16 protein-coding genes are annotated in these 20,684 nt (G+C 71.3%); 9 read left to right on the forward strand and 7 right to left on the reverse strand.

What is annotated here, in order from left to right; genetic code table 11:
* Positions 1-4 precede the first annotated feature (4 nt).
* Together ACFXGX_RS03905 and ACFXGX_RS03910 are read right to left on the reverse strand one after the other, a co-directional pair.
* Positions 5-667 (reverse strand): DUF4328 domain-containing protein, encoded by a 663-nt coding sequence (locus ACFXGX_RS03905; RefSeq protein ID WP_384784358.1) that lies wholly within the window; start codon positions 665-667, stop codon positions 5-7.
* A gap of 369 nt (positions 668-1,036) precedes the next feature.
* On the reverse strand, positions 1,037-1,249 hold the full coding sequence (locus ACFXGX_RS03910; RefSeq protein WP_384784360.1) for a hypothetical protein: 213 nt from the start codon (positions 1,247-1,249) through the stop codon (positions 1,037-1,039).
* 456 nt (positions 1,250-1,705) lie between these two features.
* Between ACFXGX_RS03910 and ACFXGX_RS03915 the strand changes: the two genes are divergently transcribed.
* The 6 genes from ACFXGX_RS03915 (at position 1,706) to ACFXGX_RS03940 (ending at position 7,681) form a co-directional block, all read left to right on the forward strand.
* Positions 1,706-2,335 carry a class I SAM-dependent methyltransferase gene (locus tag ACFXGX_RS03915; protein WP_384784362.1) on the forward strand — a complete coding sequence of 210 codons (630 nt, stop codon included), beginning with the start codon at positions 1,706-1,708 and terminating at the stop codon, positions 2,333-2,335.
* 274 nt (positions 2,336-2,609) lie between these two features.
* Complete coding sequence (locus ACFXGX_RS03920; RefSeq protein WP_384784364.1) at positions 2,610-3,626, forward strand: GlxA family transcriptional regulator; 1,017 nt, start codon at positions 2,610-2,612, stop codon at positions 3,624-3,626.
* Positions 3,623-5,515 (forward strand): thiamine pyrophosphate-binding protein, encoded by a 1,893-nt coding sequence (locus ACFXGX_RS03925; protein WP_384784366.1) that lies wholly within the window; start codon positions 3,623-3,625, stop codon positions 5,513-5,515. Before ACFXGX_RS03920 ends, ACFXGX_RS03925 begins: the two co-directional genes overlap by 4 nt.
* Entirely contained in the window at positions 5,487-6,140 is a 654-nt protein-coding gene (locus tag ACFXGX_RS03930) for an SRPBCC family protein (protein ID WP_384784367.1), read from the forward strand. The genes ACFXGX_RS03925 and ACFXGX_RS03930 overlap by 29 nt, the downstream gene beginning before the upstream one ends.
* Entirely contained in the window at positions 6,137-7,156 is a 1,020-nt protein-coding gene (locus ACFXGX_RS03935; RefSeq protein ID WP_384784369.1) for a 3-oxoacyl-ACP synthase III family protein, read from the forward strand. Before ACFXGX_RS03930 ends, ACFXGX_RS03935 begins: the two co-directional genes overlap by 4 nt.
* 207 nt (positions 7,157-7,363) lie before the next feature.
* Positions 7,364-7,681, forward strand: coding sequence for a hypothetical protein (locus tag ACFXGX_RS03940; RefSeq protein WP_384784371.1), 318 nt, complete (start codon positions 7,364-7,366; stop codon positions 7,679-7,681).
* 33 nt (positions 7,682-7,714) lie between these two features.
* Here the strand turns inward: ACFXGX_RS03940 and ACFXGX_RS03945 are convergent, their stop codons facing one another.
* Both ACFXGX_RS03945 and ACFXGX_RS03950 read right to left on the reverse strand, forming a co-directional pair.
* Positions 7,715-9,328 carry a multicopper oxidase family protein gene (locus tag ACFXGX_RS03945; protein ID WP_384784373.1) on the reverse strand — a complete coding sequence of 538 codons (1,614 nt, stop codon included), beginning with the start codon at positions 9,326-9,328 and terminating at the stop codon, positions 7,715-7,717.
* Between the two features lie 77 nt (positions 9,329-9,405).
* Positions 9,406-10,293: a GNAT family N-acetyltransferase gene (locus tag ACFXGX_RS03950; protein ID WP_384784374.1), complete on the reverse strand. Its 888-nt coding sequence runs from the start codon at positions 10,291-10,293 to the stop codon at positions 9,406-9,408.
* A 111-nt stretch (positions 10,294-10,404) separates the two neighbouring features.
* Here ACFXGX_RS03950 and ACFXGX_RS03955 point away from each other — a divergent pair, with 111 nt between their 5' ends.
* The 3 genes from ACFXGX_RS03955 to ACFXGX_RS03965 all read left to right on the forward strand — a co-directional run bounded on the left by ACFXGX_RS03955 (position 10,405) and on the right by ACFXGX_RS03965 (position 15,311).
* Positions 10,405-10,947: a GNAT family N-acetyltransferase gene (locus tag ACFXGX_RS03955; RefSeq protein ID WP_384784376.1), complete on the forward strand. Its 543-nt coding sequence runs from the start codon at positions 10,405-10,407 to the stop codon at positions 10,945-10,947.
* A gap of 385 nt (positions 10,948-11,332) precedes the next feature.
* The gene (locus ACFXGX_RS03960; protein ID WP_384784378.1) at positions 11,333-13,438 is read left to right on the forward strand and encodes a glycosyl hydrolase family 28-related protein; all 2,106 of its coding nucleotides are present in this window, start codon (positions 11,333-11,335) and stop codon (positions 13,436-13,438) included.
* A 658-nt stretch (positions 13,439-14,096) separates the two neighbouring features.
* On the forward strand, positions 14,097-15,311 hold the full coding sequence (locus ACFXGX_RS03965) for an MFS transporter (protein WP_384784380.1): 1,215 nt from the start codon (positions 14,097-14,099) through the stop codon (positions 15,309-15,311).
* 119 nt (positions 15,312-15,430) lie between these two features.
* Here the strand turns inward: ACFXGX_RS03965 and ACFXGX_RS03970 are convergent, their stop codons facing one another.
* The 3 genes from ACFXGX_RS03970 to ACFXGX_RS03980 form a co-directional block, all read right to left on the reverse strand.
* Positions 15,431-16,762: a Rieske 2Fe-2S domain-containing protein gene (locus ACFXGX_RS03970; protein WP_384784382.1), complete on the reverse strand. Its 1,332-nt coding sequence runs from the start codon at positions 16,760-16,762 to the stop codon at positions 15,431-15,433.
* Positions 16,763-17,057: 295 nt separating this feature from the next.
* Positions 17,058-18,563 (reverse strand): cryptochrome/photolyase family protein, encoded by a 1,506-nt coding sequence (locus tag ACFXGX_RS03975; protein ID WP_384784384.1) that lies wholly within the window; start codon positions 18,561-18,563, stop codon positions 17,058-17,060.
* Positions 18,564-18,669: 106 nt separating this feature from the next.
* Entirely contained in the window at positions 18,670-20,559 is a 1,890-nt protein-coding gene (locus tag ACFXGX_RS03980; protein ID WP_384784386.1) for a GAF domain-containing SpoIIE family protein phosphatase, read from the reverse strand.
* Between the last annotated feature and the right edge of the window lie 125 nt (positions 20,560-20,684).

Here is a 20,684-nt window from a genome sequence, read left to right on the forward strand (position 1 = left end):
GCCGTCACGTCAGCAACGCGGGCGGGTCCGACACGGCGTTCCTCAGCCGGCCGCTGAGCTGCCAGACCACGCAGATGGACAGCGCGGCGGCGCACACGTACAGGCCGTCGCTCACCATCACCTGCTCCAGCACCCGGCTGGACTGTGCCGCGGTGTCCGCCTTCTTCATCGTGGAGAGGGCCTTGTCGCCAGCCGCGCCGGCGGCGAGAACAGAGAGCCACCAGACGGCGAGCAGGGGATGGCCGCGCCGACGCCGTGGGCCGGGTTCGGCGGCCGCCCACAGGTCGTTGACGATCATCTTGGGGACGAACAGGTCGGCCACCGGAAGGATCCAGCCGAAGAACAGCCACGCGCGACGGCGACGCTGTCCTTCGGGCCAGAGCCTTTCGGCGAGGTCGCGCATGCCGCTCATCCAGACCGTGAGGACGACCAGGGTCGCCAGGGTCGTGGCCTGCCACCAGCCCAGCAGGTTTCCGAACCATATGTCGGCGTTGATCAGCGGGAGAGCCTCGCTGCCATCGGGTGTGGGCGGCAGCGGTGGTGCCAGCAGGACCTGGTGTTTGTGCCAGGCGGCCAGCCCGGTCGCGACGGTCACCAGTGCGTGCACCGTGAGCACACCGCAGGTCCAAAGGGCCAGGCCGCCCAGCGACTTCAGGGTCCTGTTCACGACGCACCTCCGCAAGCCCCTGTTCGGACTTTCCGCAGGTCGGCGGGCGATCCTAACTCACGCATGAGCGCGCCATACCCGGCACGGGTGCGTCGCGCGGTGCCGGGACACGGTGGGACTGCTGCGCCTTCCGGCAACATGTGTTTCTGCAGGGGCAGTCGGCTAGGGGCCCGCGGGCCCCAAGGGCGGCCAGGGCGACCAGGGACCAGGGTGACCAGAGCGCCGAAGGCGGTGCCGGGGAGTAGGGGGCTCAGGGAGAGCAGGGTGCGAGGCCGGGGCCAAGGGGGAGCCCGGCGACGAGGGAGACAAGGGCGACCAGGGGGATGCCGGGGCCCAGGGGCCCGCGGGGGCGGACGGGGTCGCGGGGGCTCACGTGGTCACCACCACGAAGGCCGTCGGCGAACTGGACATGGTCGACGTCGAGGCACGGTGCCCGGCCGGTGGGATCGCCACCGGTGGCGGCTGGTACATGCCCAGCGGCACCGCCATGTCGAACGGGCCGGCGCCGCACTCCAACCCGATCGTCTCCGGCACCACTCCGGTCGGCTGGACCGCCGGCTTCCTGAACGGCGGCAGGAACACGTACGCCGCCGCCGCACTCCAACCCGATCGTCTCCGGCACCACACCCGTCGGCTGGACCGCCGGCCTCCTGAACGGCGGCAGCAACACGTACACCGCCGCCGTCTACGCGATCTGCGCCGAGGCCGGCTGACCCTCGCCCCGGCCAGGAGTCGGCGAGGGGCCCGGTGGCGTGCGGGTGCACCGGAGCCCCTCGCCCTCTCGCCGCCTCGTCCGTCACGGCTGGGACCATGGGCAGGTGGGACGCGTTCTCGTCCATCATCGGCGGCCCGCCGGCGTCGACCGCTGCGGAGCGCACCGCTCGGACGTGGCGTCGCACCCTACGACTTGCAGGACGAGGTGTTCGGACCGGACCTCTGGCAGGCGGACCTCGGCTGACGAAGGCGCCGGGCGGCGGTGGCCGGGCCGAGCGTCGCCTGTCAACTGCCTTGAGTGGAACGGGTGTTAGCTTCATCCGCGTGACGGAACACCAGGACGAGACCAGGACGGCTTACGACGGGATCGTCGAGCTCTACGCGTCGATGTTCGCCGATCGGCTGGAGACGCGGCCGTTCGCGCGGGCCATGCTCGGCGCCTTCGCGGAGCTGGTGCGTGAGACGGGCAATCTGCGGACAGCCGATGTCGGATGCGGACCCGGCCATCTGACTGCCATGCTGCACGACTTGGGCCTGGACGCCCTCGGGTTCGACCTCTCCCCGGCCATGGTCGAGCACGCCCGACGGGCCCATCCGGCACTGCCGTTCGACGAGGCGCGTATGGAGGCCCTGCCCGTCGAGGACCGCGCGCTCGGCGGGGTGCTGGCCCACTACTCGATGATCCATACCCCGCCCGGGGAACTGCCCGCGCTGCTCGGCGAGCAGGTGCGTGTCCTGGCACCAGGGGGCCTGCTCCTGGTCTCGTTCTTCGGGACCGAGGGGCCGGAGCCGATCCGCTTCGACCACAAGGTGGCGCCCGCCTATAGCTGGCCGGTCGACCGGTTCGCCGAGCTGCTGACCGGAGCCGGGCTCGTCGTGGTCGCCGAGTTGCGCCACGACCCGGCCTCCGAACGGGGCTTCCTCGACGCCCACTTGCTGGCCCGCCGTCCCTAGAGCGCGCCCTCGGCATCCGGACGCCCCGACCGCTTGGGGGCGCCCTCTGAGTCAACTCTTCGGGACGCCCTGTGGGTCGGGCCTTCGGGACGCCCGGGGGTCGGGCCGCGGTGACCGTCATGTGCCTGTGAGTTACCTCACCCGCCATCGTCGGCGGCTGTACGTGAACTGCCTGGCCAGCCGCCTGTAACTCCCCTCGGGCTGCCGTCTGTTGGCCGGATGCGTCAGTGAACTGTCATTGCAGTCAGTCGGAGATCCGATACAGGCTGTGACCGTGGCAGAGCGACGTGTTGTTGTAGTGGTGTACGCGGGGGCCATGGCGCTGGACATCACCGGGCCGATTGAAGTGTTCGACATCGCCAACCGGCTGCTCGACCCGGGGTCCGCCCCCTACCGGATCGAGCTGGTCTCCGCCGACGCGCCACTGGTGCGCACGAGTTCAGGTGTGAGCGTGGCGGCCATGCCGCTGGAGGCGGGGCAGGGTCCCGTCGACACGCTGCTCGTGCCAGGGGGATGGAGTGTCGGCGAGGCGCTGCGGGACCAGGCGCTGATCTCGTGGATCGGTACGGCGGCGGCCCGGTCGCGCAGAGTCGCCTCCGTATGTGGCGGATCCTTTCTGCTGGCCGAGGCGGGCCTGCTGGACGGCAGACGCGCCACCACGCACTGGGCGTACAGCGAGGCGATGGCCTGCCGCTATCCGGCGGTGAAGGTGGACGCCGAGCCGATCTTCATCTGGGACGGACCCTTCGTCACCTCGGCGGGCGTGTCCACCGGGATCGACATGGCGCTGGCCCTGGTGGAAGCCGATCACGGAGCGGCGCTCGCCCTGGAGACGGCACGGTTTCTGGTGCTGTTCCTCAAGCGGCACGGCGGGCAGTCCCAGTTCAGCGCCTTGCTGGACGCCCAGTTGGCGGACCATCCGCCTATCCGGACGGCGCAGGAGTGGATTCTGGAGAACCTCCACAACCCGTTACCCGTGGCCGAGATTGCCGAGCGGGCCAACATGAGCCCGCGCAACTTCGCCCGGGTCTTCCGGCGCGAGGTGGGTACGACTCCCGGGCAGTACGTCCAGCGCACCCGGATCGCCCGCGCCCGCGAGCTGCTGGAGACGACCGATCTGCCGATCAGTCAGATAGCGGGCCGCTGTGGGTTCGGTGCCCCCGAGACCTTCTTCCGTTCCTTCGGGCGAACGCTGGGCGTCACCCCGAAGGAGTACCGGCACCGCTTTCAGGTCATCACGTCGTCCGGTCTCGTCGACCGGCGTCACGAGAAGGACGGGAGCCTCGTATGACCACCACGGCGGACGTGCCGGAAACCGGGACGATACGCATGGTCGACTACCTGGCCGACGAGCTCGCCCGGGCCGGGGTCACCCACATGTTCGGTGTCGGTGGCGCGAACATCGAGGACCTGTATGACGCCGTGCACCGCGGGGGAGCCGTCCGCGGTGTGGTCGCCAAGCACGAGTTCTCCGCCGTCACGATGGCCGACGGCTACGCCCGAACCACCCGGCGTCTGGGGGTGGTTGCCGCCACCTCGGGCGGTGGCGCGATGAACCTGGTGCCGGGCCTCGCGGAGGCGTACGCATCCCGGGTGCCGCTGCTCGCCCTGGTCGGCCAGCCGCCGACGGTCCAGGAGGGCCACGGCGCGTTCCAGGACACCAGCGGAAAGGGGGACTCCTTCGACGCGGGTGAGGTCTTCGCCCCGATCTCCCGGTTCTGTGCCCGGGTCGAGGACGCGGACTCGCTCGTGGAGCTGTTGCCGCTGGCGATGGCGGCGGCGCGGACCGAGCCGCGCGGTCCTGCGGTGCTGCTGCTGCCCAAGGACGTACAACAGGCACGGATCCGCTTGCCCGGCCAGGATGATCCGGCGCCGACAGGGACTGCGCCGACAGGGACTGCGCGGACGGGGGCCGTGCGGGCAGAGGCCGCGCAGCCAGGGGCCCTGCGGTCAGGGGCCACGCCGGCAGAGGCCGTGTGGACAGGCGCCACGCCGGCCGGGACCGGACCCGCGCCGAAACCGGCCGCGCTTTCGGCGGCCGCTGTCACCGAGGTGTCGGACATCCTTCGCGGCGCGAGCACCGTCCTCGTCATCGCCGGAGAGGGCGTCGCCGCGGCGGACGCTCGTGCGGAACTGTCCCGGCTGGCAGGGAGACTCGGCGCGTGGGTGGCCGTCACCCCGGACGCCAAGGACGTCTTCGACAACCATGATCCGCGGTTCGCGGGTGTGGCCGGGGTGATGGGCCACGCCAACGTCGAACACTGTCTGTGGCGGGCCGATGTGTGCCTGCTGGTCGGTACCCGGCTGCCGCTCCTGGCGCGCGGCGGGCTGGAGCGGGCTCTCGCCACCACCGATGTCGTATGCCTGGACTCCGAAGAGCCGTTCGTGCCGGGCACGGCGCTGGTCGGGGACCTGCGGGACGCGCTGCGCGCGGTGACCGACAGGCTCGCGTCGGGCCCGCGTGCCTGCCCCCGGCACCCCGGCCCCGTCACCGTCGCGACCCCGGACTCCCCAGCCGTCCACGGGCGGATCGTCCCCTATTCCCAGGCGCTCGCCGCTGTGGAGGCGGCGCTGCCCGAGGACGCGCACGTCTTCGTGGACGCCGGCAACACCGGTGCCAGCGCGGTCCACCTCCTTCCGGCGCCGCGCCACGGCCGTTTCGTGGTGGCCCTCGGCATGGGAGGCATGGGCTACACCTTCGGCGCGGGCATCGGTGCCGCGCTCGCCACCGGGCGGCGCACCTATGTACTCGCCGGCGACGGGGCCTTCTTCATGCACGGGGCGGAAGTGCACACCGCCGTGGAGCACTCCGCGCCCGTCACCTTCGTCGTCTTCAACAACAACGCCCACGCCATGTGCGCGCTGCGTGAGGAGTTCCTTCAGGGCGGCGTCCGCGACGACGACGTGTTCGGCCGGACCGACATCGCCGCCGGGGTGGCCGCCGCGTTCCCGTCCCTCGACGTCACCGGCGCCGAGAGCGCGACGCACCTGCGCGAGGCGCTGCTGCGCGGAAACACGGGCGCCGGGCCCGCCTTCGTAGCACTGGACTGCGACCCGAAGGAGATCCCCCCGTTCCTGCCTTTCCAGCCCTTCGCCGAGGCCACCGGTCGAGCCGGCCGTGCCGAACACGCCGACAACAAGGAGAACGCAGATGAGCGACGAGTCGTCCGCGCCGGCTGACATCCCGGGCCTGATGCGGATCGAGAACCCGGGCAAGGACGAACTGACGGCCCACTGCGTGGAGTTGACCCACTCCGTCTATCCTCACCATCAGGTCTACGGGCAGTACTGCACCATCCACGAATACGTCGACTGTCCGCCCGAACTGACCTACGACTACCTCCGCCAGGGGCACCACCTGGAGGAATGGACCTGCAGCCTGCGGGACTTCGAGCCCTCCGGTACACCCGGACTGTGGCTGGGACGCGACCGGCTCGAGGACGACACCAGGATCTACTGCAGGACCGTCGCCAACCCCGAGGCCATGACCGTGGATTACCACTGTTCCTGGGACCAGGGCGACAAGCTGTGGATGATCTACCTCATGCGTGTCGTGCCGGCCCGGCTCGTGCTCGACAAGCCGGGATCGGTGATCACCTGGACCAACTGCCGTCATCCCTACTACGACACGAACCCGCACCCCGGCCTCGCTCCCCGCACCGACCGGCCCTGGGTGGGCGACTACTGGGACCTGTTCTACGCGGGCCACACCGTGGAGATGAACAACCTCAAGGCGATCCTGGAACATCGCCACCGCAACGGCCAGCCGGTGAGCGTGGCTCCCGCGAGGGCGGTGGCACCGTGACCACGGTCAGCCTCACCGATGTCGCCGCCTACCTTCCGGGCGATCCGGTCCCCGCCGAGTACTACACCGAGTACCCGGGCGCGGAGGACAAGCTCCGCGGCCACCCCATGTTCAAGGTCCCGCGGTCACGGCACCACGTCGCCGCGGACGAGACCAACACGGACATGATCGAGCGCGCCGTACAGCCCCTGATCGAACGCCACGGCAGGGACGAGATCCGCGGCGTCGACGTACTCCTGGTGCACAGCCAGCTCCCGGACCTTCCGTTCGTCGGCGCGGGCACCGAAGTGGCGCGCCGACTGGGCCTGAACCCGGAGTGGCTCGTCGACGTGGCCAACGCGGGCTGCGCCTCCTTCGTGTACATGCTGAAGCTGGCCCGGCAGATCCTCACGACCACCGACGCGAAGACCGCGCTGATCTGCAACGCGCAGAGCGCCGCCGGGCAGTGTTTCACCCAGTCCGAGGTGCGTCGGCTCGCGCAGGCCGCGATCCCGGGTGACGGCTGCGGCGTGGGATGGGTGACGACGTCGGCCGGCGCCCCGGTCCTCGACGTGGAGACCCGGCACATCGGCGAGCACGCCGGCGACATGACCTTGGCGCTCGACGACGGCCGAAAGTACTGGGAGCCGGGGGAGTCCCAGCTCCGGATCGGGTTCACCGACGCGAGCGTCGCCAAGGTGCTGGCACGCGGCAACCGGCTGGTCCCGGAGGTGATCGCGGACCTGTGCCGACGGCTCGGCGTGCCGACCGGCGACATCGACGTCCTCGTCACCAACCAGCCGAACCGCACCTTCCTGCGCAATTGGACGGAGGCGCTGGAACTGCCCGCCGACCGGCACGTGAACACCTTCGACCAGTGCGGCAATCTCTTCGGCGCGGCGATCCCGGTCACCCTGGACCACGCGATCACCTCGGGCCGGGTGAAGGACGGTGACCTCGTGATACTGGGAGGATTCGCCCACGCCGGCGACTTCGCCGGAGCCGCCGCCGTGCGCTGGTCCGGCGGGCGGGGGTGACTCGGTGGCCAGTCGCCGCGCGGGCCGGGGGTGACTCCGTGGCGGATCGCCGCGCGGGTTCGTAGCATCGGCGGCCGTCGTCCCGTCGTACGAAGTGATCAGCCGCCGATGACGCCGTCAGCGTGATGTTCGGCCGCGAACGCAACCGGAGGGGCCCTCGCGGAGATCTCGACAGGTGGTTCACAACTCGTCGATGAGGAGACAGAGATGACCCCCTGGAACAGTGAGACCCTTGGTTCCCGCGCCTTCGTCGACCCCTATGCGGTACACCCCCGTGACACCGCCGTGCCCGCTCAGGCGCGGCCTCGCGACGACGGCGACTTCGTTCTGGCGCCGCCCAACCCCGCCCACCGCCTCGGCTACACCCTCGACCCGCGGGACCAGCGACGTCTGGCCCTGCACGCGACCCTCACGGCCGCCGGCATCCCGCCGATGCCCGAGGACCGCGCGGTCATCGAGCAGATCAGCTCCCTCCCGGCGGACGTCAACGAAGTCCTGCAGCGCTGGCTGCACCACACCCTGTGACAGGGAAGGGCGAAGCCCGGGGATGTCCTGCTCTCAGGGTTCGACGTAGTGGACGGCCTGCATCATGCCGAGGTCTTCGTGGTGGAGCTGATGGCAGTGGGCGATGGTGTGCCCGGTGAAGTCCTCGTACCTGACCAGGAAGGTGACCCGGTCGCCGGGTGTGCCGCCGTCCAGGCCGATGGTGTCGTACCAGACGGGCGGATCAAGCCGTTCGCCGTCGCGGTGGGTGAGCAGGAACTGGTTGGTGTGCAGGTGGAAGGGATGGCTGTGCGCCGGCACGGTCTCGTCGGTGCGGACGGTCCAGCGTTCGACGGTGCCCAGGGTCAGGGTGTGGTTGGTGTAGCCGGGGTCGAACAGACCGTAGGACGGGTCGCGGGTGAGGTCGTCGCCGGGGTGTGCCGCGGGGGTCGGGTTGCTGCCCAGGATGCGGAAGGCGTTCGGGAAGGCCCCGGTGAACGCGCCCGCGTCCGTGTGGAACACGACCTCCCGGTCGGCGTCGGGGTTGGCGATGTCCCGCTCGTCGAGGAAGGGTCGGCCCGGCGGCAGCGAGACCGGCAGCGCCATCGACGGTTCCACGGGTTCTCCGCCGACCTCGATCGTCATCAGGGGTCCGGGTACCGCACGGTCCCGTAGCTCGTACCTGCCGGGTGTGCCGCCGCGGATCAGGACGTCGGCGCGGTTGCCCATGGCCAGGTCCACCCGTTCCAGGGCGACGGGTCGGGCGAACGTGACGCCGTCCTGAGCGATCTGGTGCATCGTCAGGCTCCCACGGTCGCCAGTGACCTGGAGCCGCAGGGCGGTGAACGCGGTCGCGGCCACCAGCCGCCACCGCTGGACCTCGCCGGGGCGCAGGTGGAGAGTGGGATCGACCGTGCCGTTGACGGTGAAGGTGGAGGGGATGCCGGCCGTCCAGCCGCCCGAGGTGAAGGCGGGGACTTTGCCGTCCTTGAATTTGAGTTCGTTGATGCAGACGACGATGTCGGCGGCTGCTTCGATCTGAGGGATCTCGTCGATGTCGCCTTCGACGATGATCACTCCTGCCATGCCTCCGAGGATCTGCTCGGCGGTGGATCCGTGCAGGTGCGGGTGGTACCAGTAGGTGCCGGCCGGGTGGTCGGCGGGGACGTGGATGGTTGTCACATACCGCGGCTCCGGGGCGCCGGCGGCGGCCTGTTCGGCGGTGCGTGGCGCGAACTCGCGCAGTACGTTGTCGGCGTGCCCGGACGGGCAGACGTGCATTCCGTGGGTGTGCAGGTTGAAGCTGTTGGCGTGGTGCGGCGTGTTGTGACCGCCGGTGTGAGGCGCGTTGGGCGGCAGACCGTTGATGTGCGTCAGCCGCAGGATGTCCCCGCCGCGCACGCGCAGGGTCGGCCCCGGGATCGTCCCGTTGTAGGTGCGCGTGGTCACCGGTCCGTAGCCGGGGACGGAGACGTCCGCGAACCGGACGTCGAGTGTCTGTGCCAGGACCGGCGGCGACGCCGAGCCGGGCACCGGCCGTGAGGCGCGGACGGCCGGCTGCGGAAAGGTCGCCGCCGTCGCCGCCGTCGCGCGCTGCCCGGCCGAGGCCTCGTCCATTGCTGCCGCGAGACCGGCAGCGGGGATGGCCTTGAGTACGGATCGACGGCTGATTCCACCACTTCGCCCCATGATCAGCCAATTTAGATCAACTCGACCGGAAGCCCGGGCGGCACAACCACGTCTGTCTCCGGTCCCGAACGGGGGTGCTATGCCGCGGGGCTCTGCAACGTGTCGCGAGGGAAGTCGTACACGGCCCAGTCGGTGAGCGTGCGATAGCCGAGGCGCTGATAGAGGGCGTTGCTGGTGGGGTTGGACAGGTCCGCGAACAGCACGACGTCCCTCGCGCCCGCGGCGAGCGCGGCGCGGCTCACCTCCGTCGTCACGGCGCCCGCGTATCCGCGACCTCGCTGCTCGGCCGGTGTGTAGACGATGTCCACCTGGATCTGGCCGCCGATCAGAGGGTTCATGCCCGCGACGGAGACGGGAGTGCCGTCCGGGGTTTCCCAGAGCGTGTAGCGCTTGTCGGCGAAGCGGGTGCCGGCCCAGGTGTCGGCGCTGATGGACACCTCTTCCCCGACAGCCCGCGCGAACTCGCCGCACCAGAAGATGATTTGGCCGAGGTCCCGCTCGCCCAGGACGCGGCCGCGGCCCGCCGGCATCGGCTCCGGTGGGGTGAGTGTCTCGAGGCGGTACAGACGTAGCCGCGTCTCGCGCGGTTTCGGGGTCGCGCCGGTGTGCCGCTGCCAGGCTTCGGCGAAGAGGGCTGCCGTGCGGTGATCCGCGCTGACGTGGGGAACGGGGTTCCCGAGGGCGGTAAGGCGGACGGCGAGAGCGTCTGCCTGCTCGGGCGTGAGTGGCGAAAGGCTGAAACCCCTGGGCGGAAGTCGATAGAACGTGGCGTGGACCTCGCCCCCTTGCTCCAGCACACCGAACAGGGGTGCTTCGGCGCCGAACGCGTCCGCCCCACGCTGTCGAACTCGCTCGGCCCAGGTGAGCTGCATGATGTTCCGGCCCGGCTGTGAGCGCAGGAAGTGTCCGGCGCGGGCGAGAAAGTCGTCGACGTCTTCGGTCAGGTGCCAGTCGTCCGGTCGCATGGCTCATGATCCCAGTGCCGCGGGCACCCCCGGCGGCTTTCCGCCAGGATGGGGCGCTCTCCGTCCCGGTTATCCTGGCTCGTTCCGAAAAGGCCAGGGAGGTCCCGCACCATGAGCAGCACCACGTCATCGTTTCCCGAGCGGATCGAGCTCGCGGGGGAGGGGCTCGTCCTTCGTGACTGGACGGAGGCGGACCTGACGGCCATGCCGGAGCTGTTCGACCACCCCGACATCGCGTACTGGACACCGCTCGTCTCCCCCTTCGACGAAGCCGCCGCCCGCGCACGCCTGGACCGGGACCGGGAGATGCGCGCGCAGGGCACGGTCGTCCTGCTCGCGATCACGGTCGACGGCGGAGCACCGCTCGGCGAGGTGATGCTGCGGCGCGCCCCCGAGGGCATGGAGATCGGCTACTCGGTCGGCCCGGCGCACCGCGGCCAGGGCCTGGCGGTCCGGGCGGTGCGGGTGATGGCCGCGTACGCCTTCGAACAGGAGGGTGCGGAGCAGGTGATCCTGGAACTGGAGGCCGAGAACGCCGCCAGCGTCGCCGTGGCCACGAAGGCGGGCTTCGAACTCCTCGACGTGCCGCTGATCACCGGCGAGGAGAAGGGCCGCCCCTTCACCCTGCAGACGTGGGGCCTGAACCGCCCCTGACCGGCGGGCCTCCTCACCGAGCGGGCCGATGGACATCCCGTCGCTCGACGGCGTGGCGAGGTGGCGGCACCGTACCGATCATCCGGCCACCGCGCTCGACGTCGACGGGGACACCGTCCGCGTCGCCTGGAACTCGGGTGCCCTGACCGCACCGGACGCCGAGGACGACACGGTCCGACAGCGAAGGCGGATGAGTTCACCTGCAAAAAATCGACTTCGACTTGCAGGATCTGAACTGAATCACGGAAAGACGTGTTCGACGTCTTGTCCGGGTGTCCCGTCGCGCCCTAATGTCCCGGTACGCAGCGGCACGGCTGATTCCCGCCGTGCCGCCGCGCACCGAGCGGCCCTCGGTGTCCTCCGCCCCGAGAGAAACGAGAAGCCGATGGCGCCGTACACCCATCACGCGGCTGCGGAGCGGGTCGGCCGTCGCGTGCGAAGACCGGTCCGGACGGTCGCGGTGGCCGCCGCCGCGGCCGGACTCGTACTCGTGCTCGGCGCTCCGGCCCCGGCGGCCTCCGGGCACGACGCCGGCGAGGGTGGCCCGACGGCCTCCGCGCACAGTCGTGGTGTGGGTGCCCCCGCGGTGACACGGGCCGGGCTCGAGCCCGGCCTGGTCGCGGGGCGCGGTGCCGCGGTGGACTTCGTCGAGCAGGAGGCGGAGAGCGCGTCGACGAACGGCACCGTCATCGGCCCCGACCGCACCGCCTACACCCTGCCGTCCGAGGCGTCGGGACGTACGGCGGTACGCCTGAAGCCGGGCCAGTACGTCGAGTTCACCCTGCCGCGCGCCGCCAACGCCCTCACTGTGCGCTACAGCATCCCCGACGCCCCCGGCGGTGGCGGCATCACCGCGCCCCTCGACGTCTCCGTGGACGGCCGGCACCGCACCACGGCGACCCTCACCTCGCGGTACTCCTGGCTCTACAACCAGTACCCGTTCAGCAACGACCCCCGGGGCGACCTGCTGCACCCCGACTGGTGGATCACCGAATGCGGCTGCGTCCCGGCCGCCACCACCCCGGCGCCCATCATCGACAAGCCGTTCAGGCCCAGCCACTTCTACGACGAACAGCGGCTCCTGCTCGGCAAGCGGTACGCGGCCGGCGACACCGTCCGTCTCACCGCGCCCAGGAACAGCGGCGCCGCCTGGACCGTGATCGACCTGCTCGACACCCGACTCGTCGGCGCGCCGCACGTCGAGAAGAACGCCGCGAACGTCCTCGCGTTCGGCGCTGACCCCACCGGCCGGCGTGACGCGGGCGACGCGTTCGACCGGGCCATCGCCTACGCGAAGAAGCGGCACCTCAAGGTGTACCTGCCGCCGGGCACGTACCAGGTGGACCGGCACATCGTCGTGGACGACGTGACGATCGTCGGGGCGGGAAGCTGGTACACGATCGTCAAGGGCCACCAGGTCACCCTCGGCACCCCCGCGCCCGACGGCTCGGTCCACACGGGTGTCGGCTTCTACGGCAGGGACGCGGCCGACGGCGGCAGCCACGACGTCCATCTGTCGGGCTTCACCGTCGAGGGCGATGTCCGCGAACGCGTCGACACCGATCAGGTCAACGCCATCGGCGGGGCGCTGAGCGACTCGACGATCGACGGCCTCTACCTCCACCACACCAAGGTCGGCATGTGGTTCGACGGTCCGATGACGGGCCTGCGGGTCACCCGTACCGTGATCGCCGACCAGATCGCCGACGGACTCAACTTCCATACCGGCGTCACCGATTCGAGCGTCTCGGACACCTTCGTCCGCAACACCGGCGACGACGGCCTGGCCATGTGGTCGGAGAAGACCGGCGACGCGCGCAACGTCTTCGCCCACAACACCGTGCAGAGCCCCGTCCTCGCCAACGGCATCGCGCTGTACGGCGGCACCGACAACACGGTCACCGGCAACCTCATCGCCGACCCCGTCAGAGAGGGCAGTGCCATCCAGGTCGGCTCCCGCTTCGGCGCGGAACCGTTCGCCGGACACCTGCGGATCACGGACAACACCACGGTCCGCTCGGGGCCGTTCGAGCTCAACTGGAAGATCGGCCTCGGCGCCATCTGGTTCTACGCCCTGGAGCGGGACATCGACGCCGACATCGAGGTCACCGGCGACCACTTCCTCGACAACACCTACAACGCGATCATGCTCGTCTCCGACTTCCCGGTGAAGGACGAGTACGCGATCCGGGGCGTCCGCTTCAAGGACATCCGCGTGGACGGCACCGGCACCTCCGTGCTCAGCGCCCGCTCCGCCGGCTCGGCGTCCTTCGAGAACGTGGACGCCCGTAACGTCGGCGCGGTCGGTGTCAACAACTGCGGATCCTTCAACTTCCCCGCCTCCGGATCCGAGTTCGCGGTGAACGACCTCGGCGGCAACGACGGAGGCGGCACGACCGGCCCGTGGATGGCGTCCTGGGAACTGCCCAACACCATCACCTGCGACGACCGCCCGCCAGTGGTCCGGCCACCGGCCCCGGCGCCCTGGTGAGGGACGCCGGCCACTGACGCGCACTGCCGGGCCCGCGGCGCCAACACGACGCGCCGCCCCCCCCCGCCGGCCCGCCCCCCCCCCCCAGGACGTCCCCGGGGCCGGCCCCCCCCCCCCCCCCCCGCCCGGGTGGGGTGTGGGGCGCCCCCCACCTTCCCCCGCGCCGCCGCCCGCCGGCCTCAGACGCCGCGCCCCCCGCCCCCGGGCGTACCGCGGCACCCCGGTCGATGTCCACCCGCTCAACCAGTTCCCGGGTCGACCGGCCACGCCGGCGGGTGGTGGAGACCTCGGCGGCCAGTGGGGCCAGTACGAGTACGTCACCGACATCGGCGTGCCGCGTGACAGGCCGCGTGGACCGAGGGCCCTTGCCGCCCCCTGCCCGGACGGCGCACGAGCCACAGCGGCTATCCTTGCTCACTTGCCCGGGCCGACCGCCGCAGAAGCCAGGGGGAGCGGGCCCGGCCCGATGCCGTAACCGCGGGGTGATCTTGGAATGGATGCCCTCGCGTAGTTGCTGCACTCCCCATGGGCTCACCCTCTTCCCGGGGTGTTCCGGGTCACGCGGCCCGGCGCGACGGGACGTGGAAACCGTGGGCGAGCCCGCATCGCCCCGCTCACCGGTCCCCGGCTCGTTGTCTTCGAAAGGTTCTCCTGCACCATGCCCTTGGCTCTCCTGGCCCTGGCCGTCGTCGCGTTCGGTATCGGCACGACCGAGTTCGCCACGATGGGGCTGCTGCCCCAGATCGCCGACGGAATCGGTGTGTCCGTACCGGACGCCGGCAACGTCGTGTCGGCGTACGCGCTCGGTGTCGTCGTCGGCGCGCCGCTCCTGACGGGCATATGCGCGCGTGTCCCGCACAAGCGGCTGCTGCTCCTCCTGACCGGACTGTTCGTGATCGGCAACATGGCGTCCGCCGTCGCCCCCGACTTCGGCACGCTCTTCGCCGCACGTTTCCTCGCCGGTCTGCCGCACGGCGCGCTGTTCGGCGTCGGCGCCGTCGTCGCCTCGCGCCTGGTCGCCCCGGACCGGGCCGCACGCGCCGTCTCGAAGATGTTCCTCGGACTCACCATCGCCAACATCGTCGGAGTCCCGGCCGCCACCGCCCTCGGCCAGCACCTGGGCTGGCGCTCCGCCTACGGCGCGGTCGCGGTCATCGGCCTCGTCGCCCTGGCCGCGCTGGCCGCCTTCGTCCCGCACCAGCCGCGCGGGGGGCAGTCCGGTGTCCGGCACGAGCTGCGGGCCATGGGCAACAAGCAGGTCGTCATCGGTCTGGCCACGGCCGTCGTGGGCTTCGGCGGATTCTTCGCCGTGTACAGCTACCTCGTACCGATGCTCACGCACCTGACCGGCCTCTCCGGCACCTCGACCACCTGGGTCCTCGCGCTCTACGGCGTCGGCATGACGCTCGGCACCCTGATCGCCGGACCGCTCACCGACCGCGCGCTGCGCCCGACGATGTACTGGGGGCTCGTCCTGCTGGCCGCGGCCCTGGTGACGTTCTACTTCGCGGTCCACAGCACCGTGCCCGCCCTGCTGACGATCATCTTCATCGGCGCGATGGGCTCCCTCATCACCACACCGATCCAGATGCTCCTCATGGCCAAGGCGAAGGACGCCCCGACCATGGCGGCGGCCTCCAACCACTCGGCGTTCAACCTGGCCAACGCGGGCGGAGCCTGGCTCGGCGGCCTGGTCATCTCGGCGGGCTGGGGCTGGGCCGCGCCCAACCTGGTCGGCGCGGCTCTCGCCGTGGCCGGTCTGGGCCTCGCCTTCACCGGCGGTGTCATGGACCGCGGCCGGCGGCGCTCCGAAGTGATCACACAGGCGTCGCCCGTCGCCGAACAGGAGACGCGGGTCACCACCGCGGACTGACCGGTCGACCCGGACGCGGTGCCCGCCTGCACGGCATCCGACATGGCATCCTCCGATGCGGCATCCCGCAGAGCGCTCGGCCGGACGTCCGAGTAGGGGCGTTCGGCACCCCGGCGCGACTATTCGGACCGGCCCGCGCCCTCGACGGCCGGGCCGGCGCCCTCCACGGCCGGGCCGGCGGACCGCGCGCCTCCGGCATGGCCCGTCGCCCCGGCGGCACCCGCCCCGGCGGCACCCGCCCCGGCGGCACCCGCCCCGGCGGTGTGGTGCGCCGGGGCGGCCATCCCGCACGGCGCGCAGCCGGCCGCCTGCTCCGGGCGCAGCGGTACGCCGTTGTCGCGCAGCACCTCGCGGAGGTCGAGGATGAGCGGGAACACCTCGTGGTTGTGGTCCTCGCCCTGTTCGTCCCAGGCGCGCTGCTCGGCCTCGACCGCCGTCCGGTCCTGCGCGAAGACCCGCTCGGTGAAGCGGCGGATGAGCGGCCAGGCGAGATGCAGCGCCCCGGGCACCGACGGTTTCGCGATCGTGAGCAGGCCGTAGGCGTGATTGATCCGCTGCTCCGCGTCCTCCGGCACGTACGCCGCCCAGAGCGAGAACACGGGCAGGTCGCCGCCCTCGGGGACGTCCCGCAGGGTCTGGTACGGATACTCGGTGCGGATCGTGATGACATCGGGGCGGTCCTTCCCCCCGATCCCCTCCGCGGACAGCAGGCCCGCGCCCCGGTCCTTGCGCCCTCCGGCGGGGACGAAGAGATAGCGCGCCTCGACGTGCCGTGGCCCGGCGTCGTACCCGAGCAGTTCCGGCTGGATCCGGCCGAGCACACTCCGGTGCAGGAACTGATGGTTCATGTCGAGCAGGTTCTCGTGCATGAACGAGTAGTGGCAGCGCACGGTGCGGGAGAACGTCATGGTGCGGTGCGTGGCGGAGTGGTACTCGGGAAGGAACGGGAACGGCGCGTCCTCGGCGAGGGCCGGGTCACCGGGGAACACGAACACCAGCCCATAGGCCTCGCGCACCGGATATGAGCGCACCCCGCGCGGCGGACGCTCGCAGCCCTTGGGCAGATAGGGAATCTGCGAGATGCGTCCGTCGCCCCGATAGGCCCACGCGTGATAGCAGCAGCGCAGGATGTCACCCTCGACCACGCCCATGCTCAGCGGTACCTGCCGGTGTGCGCAGCGGTCCTCCAACGCGTGCACGGCACCGCTGCGCCCCCGGTACAGCACGATCCGCTCACCGGCGAAGACGGCCGCGAACGTCCGGTTGCGCCGTACCTTCCGAGAGGTGGCCACCGGATACCAGTGATCGGGGGAGATACCGACCCGGCGCAGGTCGGAGATCCTTCCGGGCCGGTCCGCCGGGCGGCTGTCCGAGTGACGCGCCGCCGAAGGCTCCGGGCGGGCGCGGGGATGCGGGTCCGATGCGGGGTGGTCGTGCCGGGCCTCGGTCATGTGCGGTGCTCCCTTGCATCGGGGCGCGATGTCGCGTCGTGCGGCAGCGGCGGGGAGACCGCGCGGCAGGTCCACGGTCCGCGTCCCGCCGCGTCGCCACCCCGGCCAGGGAACTCACCCCGCGGCAGTAGGCGGTTCGGCCCCGCCGCGGCGGGGCTCCACCTTCCAACCGTCACCGCGTGCGCGACGGCCGTCAACCGCGGGAGGGCGTTGGTGTTACGACGACCGGCCCCGCCGGCCGGTCGCGTCAGGGGGTGTGTCCCGGCCCGCGTTGCTCGGGCAGGCCCCGTTTCCGTCAGGGCGGTGCGTCCCCGAGCTCTCCGTCCCGGCTGAGCAGTTCGTCCAGGTCCGCGAGCCGGTCCAGTCCCCGGACCGCCTGTGCCGTCCGATGGTTGCCGGCCAGCCGCCGGCGGTGACGGTGCAGGAACGCCCAGTACCCGGTGGTGTAGGGACACGCCGTTTCGCCCGAGCGTTCCGTAGGCCGGTAGGCGCAGCCCTTGCACAGGTCGCTCATGCGGTTCACGTAGGAGCCGCCCGAGGTGTACGGCTTCGTGGTCATCCTCCCGCCGTCGGCGTACTGGGACATTCCGACGACGTTGGGCAGCATGACCCAGTCGTAGCCGTCGACGAAGCAGCGGTGGAACCAGTCCGTCACCGCCCTCGGATCCCAGCCGCGTTGCAGCGCGTAGCTGCCGAGCAGCATCAGCCGGGGGATGTGATGCGTCCAGCCGGTGTCGCGGACCTGTGCCAGCGCCGTGGCCAGACAGCGCGCGGTCACGGCGTCCGCGTCCAGTTCCAGGAACCAGTCCGGGAGCGGCGCGTCGTGCCGCAGGGCGTTGCTGTCCCGGTAGTCGTCGCCGAAATACCAGTAGACCTGCCAGACGTACTCGCGCCATCCGGCGATCTGCCGGACGAACCCCTCCACACTGTTCAGCGGCGCCTGTCCGGCTCTCCAGGCCCGTTCGGCCCGCTCCACGCATTCGAGCGGGTGCAGCAGACCGAGGTTCAGCGACGAGGAGAGCAGGCTGTGGCTCATCACCGGATCGGCCTCCAGCATGGCGTCCTCGTACGGGCCGAAGCCGGCCAGCCGGTGCTCGGCGAACCGTCGCAGCGCGGCCAGCGCCTCGCGCCGCGACGCCGGGAACCCGCGGGGGCCGTCCCGCCCGACGAAGCGCACCGCGCCCTCGCGTTCCCACCGGTTCAGGTCGTGGCGCACCCGCTCGTCGATCTCGTCCTCGCGGGGCCGGTACGGCGCCGGCGCGCCCAGGGTGTGTTCTCCCCGGGGCGGGGGTTCACGGTTGTCGTGATCGAGGTTCCATCGCCCGCCCGCCGGGGCGTCGGCGTCCATCAGCAGATCGTGCTCGCGCCGCACCCAGCGGTAGAAGTCCTCCTGGCGCAACGCCCGGCCGCCGCGGTCGTCGGCCCAGGCGTGAAAGGCCGGCTGCGGCACCAGGAACCCGCGGGCGGGCAGCACGGTGACCGTGTCGAGTGACTCGACCAGCCGCAGGGCCGCGTGTGAGGTGGGGTGGTGCACCGTCACCGCGTCGTCGCCGACCGCTTCGCGCAGTCCCTCGCGGTAGGTCTCGCTGCGGACGTAGCGGACGCGTCCGCCGAGCTCGGCCGCGCGGTGCCGCATGGCCGACAGGACGAGATGGGCCTTCGCCCGGTGGAAACGCCGACGGCGGAACACGGAGCGGGCCTCGATGATGACCACCGGTGCGTCACGGTCCGGCCCGTTCTCGCCAGGAGCGAGAAAGTGGGGTCCGAGCTGGTCACCGAAGAGCCAGTGGGCTGTGGTCATGAGCGGATCTCTACACGGCCGTCGGCCGAAGGGTTCCTCTTCCGGGGGCGAGTCCGCGTCTCCGCCCCCGAAGGGGTGACGACCGGCACCGCCTTCGGGTGGCCGGTCAGGTCGCCCGAGGCGGAGGGGCCGCGTGATCGCCGGGCGGGGGGATGCGCAACGCGAGCAGGGCGATGTCGTCGATGGCGTCGGGACCGGCGATCTCGTCCGCGATCTCGTTCAGCAGCGCGTCCAGGGAACGGCCGGCGTGGGCGGCCAGCATGCGGCCGGCCGCCTCGATGGCCAGGTCCATGTCCTCTTCGGGGCGCTCGACCAGGCCGTCGGTGTAGAGCATGAGCACACTGCCGGGTTCCAGGAGCAGCCGGTGCTGGTTGCGCGGCGGTGTGTTCAGCCCGGGGAAGACCATGACGTCGTGCGCGGTCAGCCGCTCGACGGCACCGTCGGGCCGTACGACGAGCGGGGGCGGGTGTCCGGCGTTCGTCCAGGTCAGTTCCCAGCTTCCCTCCTCGGCCGAACGGCAGGGGCGCAGGTGCGCGTGGACGAGGGTGCCGCTGGCGTTGAGGTTCAGGGATTCGTTCGCGTGCTCCAGCGCGCTGACCGCCCGTGCGGGCCCGCAGCCCGCGTGGTCGAGATCGGCCTGGCGGAGCATGCTGCGCACCTGCCCCATCAGAGTCGCCGCCCTCATGTCGTGGCCGGTGATGTCGCCGATCGACAGGGCCAGCACGGCGGCGGCGACGGACTCCTCCCCGCCCTGAGCCGCGGTGGGCAGCGGATAGGCGTCGTACCAGTCGCCCCCGATGAGATCCGTACGCGCGGCCGCCCGGTACAGCGCGGCCAGGTCCAGACGCGGCACCGAGGGCACATCGGTGAGCAGGGCCTCCTGCATCTCCCTCGCGGCGTCGACACGGCTGTCCACGAACAGCGCCCGCTCCACCGCCCTCGCGGTGTACCCGGCCAGCGAGGCGAGCACCGCCTGCTCCACGATGTCGATCTCGTGCTGGTGGTCCCAGCCCAGCACCAGCGTGCCGAGCGGGAGAACCGTGCCCGGCAGCGGCACGCACACCGCGGTCCGCAGCCCCAGAGCCGTGAACGTCTGGGCCGCTTCGGGTGCGTAGTCGCGCTCGAGCTGCGCCGGGTCCGTGATGGTGATCGTCCGGTTCTCCCTGGCCGCCCGCGCGGTCGGCCAGGCCGCGTCGAGCGTGTAGGTCTCGTAGGTGCGCTCCATCGACGTGCTGCCCATCACGTCGACCATGCGCCGCAGCCGCTTGGTGGAGCTGCCCTCCACCAGCACCAGCCCCACGTACACGGGCTTGAGGTCGCTGCTTACCAGTTCCCGGATCTGCTCCCGGACGTCGGCGAGGCCGGTGGTGTCCCCCAGCGCGTCCGCGGCCCGCAGCAGCAATTGGGAACGCTCCAGCGCGGCGCGGTGCCGTCTGGTCGCCTCGTTCGCCTCTGCCCGCGCCCGCGCCTCGTCCGCGCGGGCCTGCTCGTGGTGGCGCGAGACGATCCGCAGCCGCAGCTCCGCGCTGCACGCCGCCGCCAGGTCCTGGAGCAGTCCCAGCTCACGCTCGGTCCACTCCCGCGGACGGGTGTCGATCGCGCACAGCGACCCCAGTACATGTCCGGCCCCGTCGGTCAGCGGCATCCCCGCATAGCCGACGACTCCGAGGTCGGGGACGGCCGGACTCGCGCACGCCAGGGGATCCAGGCGGGCGTCGGTCAGGACGAGCGGCCTGCCGGTGGTCACGACGTGCCGGGACAGCGCGTGCGTCAACGGTGTCCGGCGGGTGTCCGCCCACGGCTCGGCCAGACCGACCATGCCCGGGAACACCTGACGCGAGGACTCCACCAGCGACACCAGCGCGACGGGCACACCGATCACCTCGGCCACGAGCCGGGCGAACCGGTCCATCCCCGCGTCCGCCGCAGCCGACAGTCCCGTCTCGCGCAAAGCCGCCAGCCGCCCGCGGGCCACGACCTCAGACGGCTCTCCCACCCTTGCCACAGTTCGCTCCCGAAGTCCTCTCACAGACGCCATGGACCATCACCGGACGGAGGCGACCGACCTCCTGCTCCGATACGTCCCTTGCCCCGGCCGGAAAGGAGAACCGCCGCGGGGAC

This window comes from Streptomyces sp. NPDC059371, from assembly GCF_042751995.1.
In the GTDB taxonomy this organism is placed as follows: Bacteria; Actinomycetota; Actinomycetes; order Streptomycetales; family Streptomycetaceae; genus Streptomyces.

Excerpts from the sequence above, each read along its gene's own strand:
- ACFXGX_RS03970 (WP_384784382.1), bottom strand. The coding sequence starts at position 16,762 with ATGACCGAGGCCCGGCACGACCACCCCGCATCGGACCCGCATCCCCGC.
- ACFXGX_RS03930 (WP_384784367.1), top strand. The coding sequence starts at position 5,487 with ATGAGCGACGAGTCGTCCGCGCCGGCTGACATCCCGGGCCTGATGCGG.
- ACFXGX_RS03940 (WP_384784371.1), top strand. The coding sequence starts at position 7,364 with ATGACCCCCTGGAACAGTGAGACCCTTGGTTCCCGCGCCTTCGTCGAC.
- ACFXGX_RS03960 (WP_384784378.1), top strand. The coding sequence starts at position 11,333 with ATGGCGCCGTACACCCATCACGCGGCTGCGGAGCGGGTCGGCCGTCGC.
- ACFXGX_RS03955 (WP_384784376.1), top strand. The coding sequence starts at position 10,405 with ATGAGCAGCACCACGTCATCGTTTCCCGAGCGGATCGAGCTCGCGGGG.
- ACFXGX_RS03975 (WP_384784384.1), bottom strand. The coding sequence starts at position 18,563 with ATGACCACAGCCCACTGGCTCTTCGGTGACCAGCTCGGACCCCACTTT.
- ACFXGX_RS03945 (WP_384784373.1), bottom strand. The coding sequence starts at position 9,328 with ATGGGGCGAAGTGGTGGAATCAGCCGTCGATCCGTACTCAAGGCCATC.
- ACFXGX_RS03950 (WP_384784374.1), bottom strand. The coding sequence starts at position 10,293 with ATGCGACCGGACGACTGGCACCTGACCGAAGACGTCGACGACTTTCTC.
- ACFXGX_RS03965 (WP_384784380.1), top strand. The coding sequence starts at position 14,097 with ATGCCCTTGGCTCTCCTGGCCCTGGCCGTCGTCGCGTTCGGTATCGGC.
- ACFXGX_RS03925 (WP_384784366.1), top strand. The coding sequence starts at position 3,623 with ATGACCACCACGGCGGACGTGCCGGAAACCGGGACGATACGCATGGTC.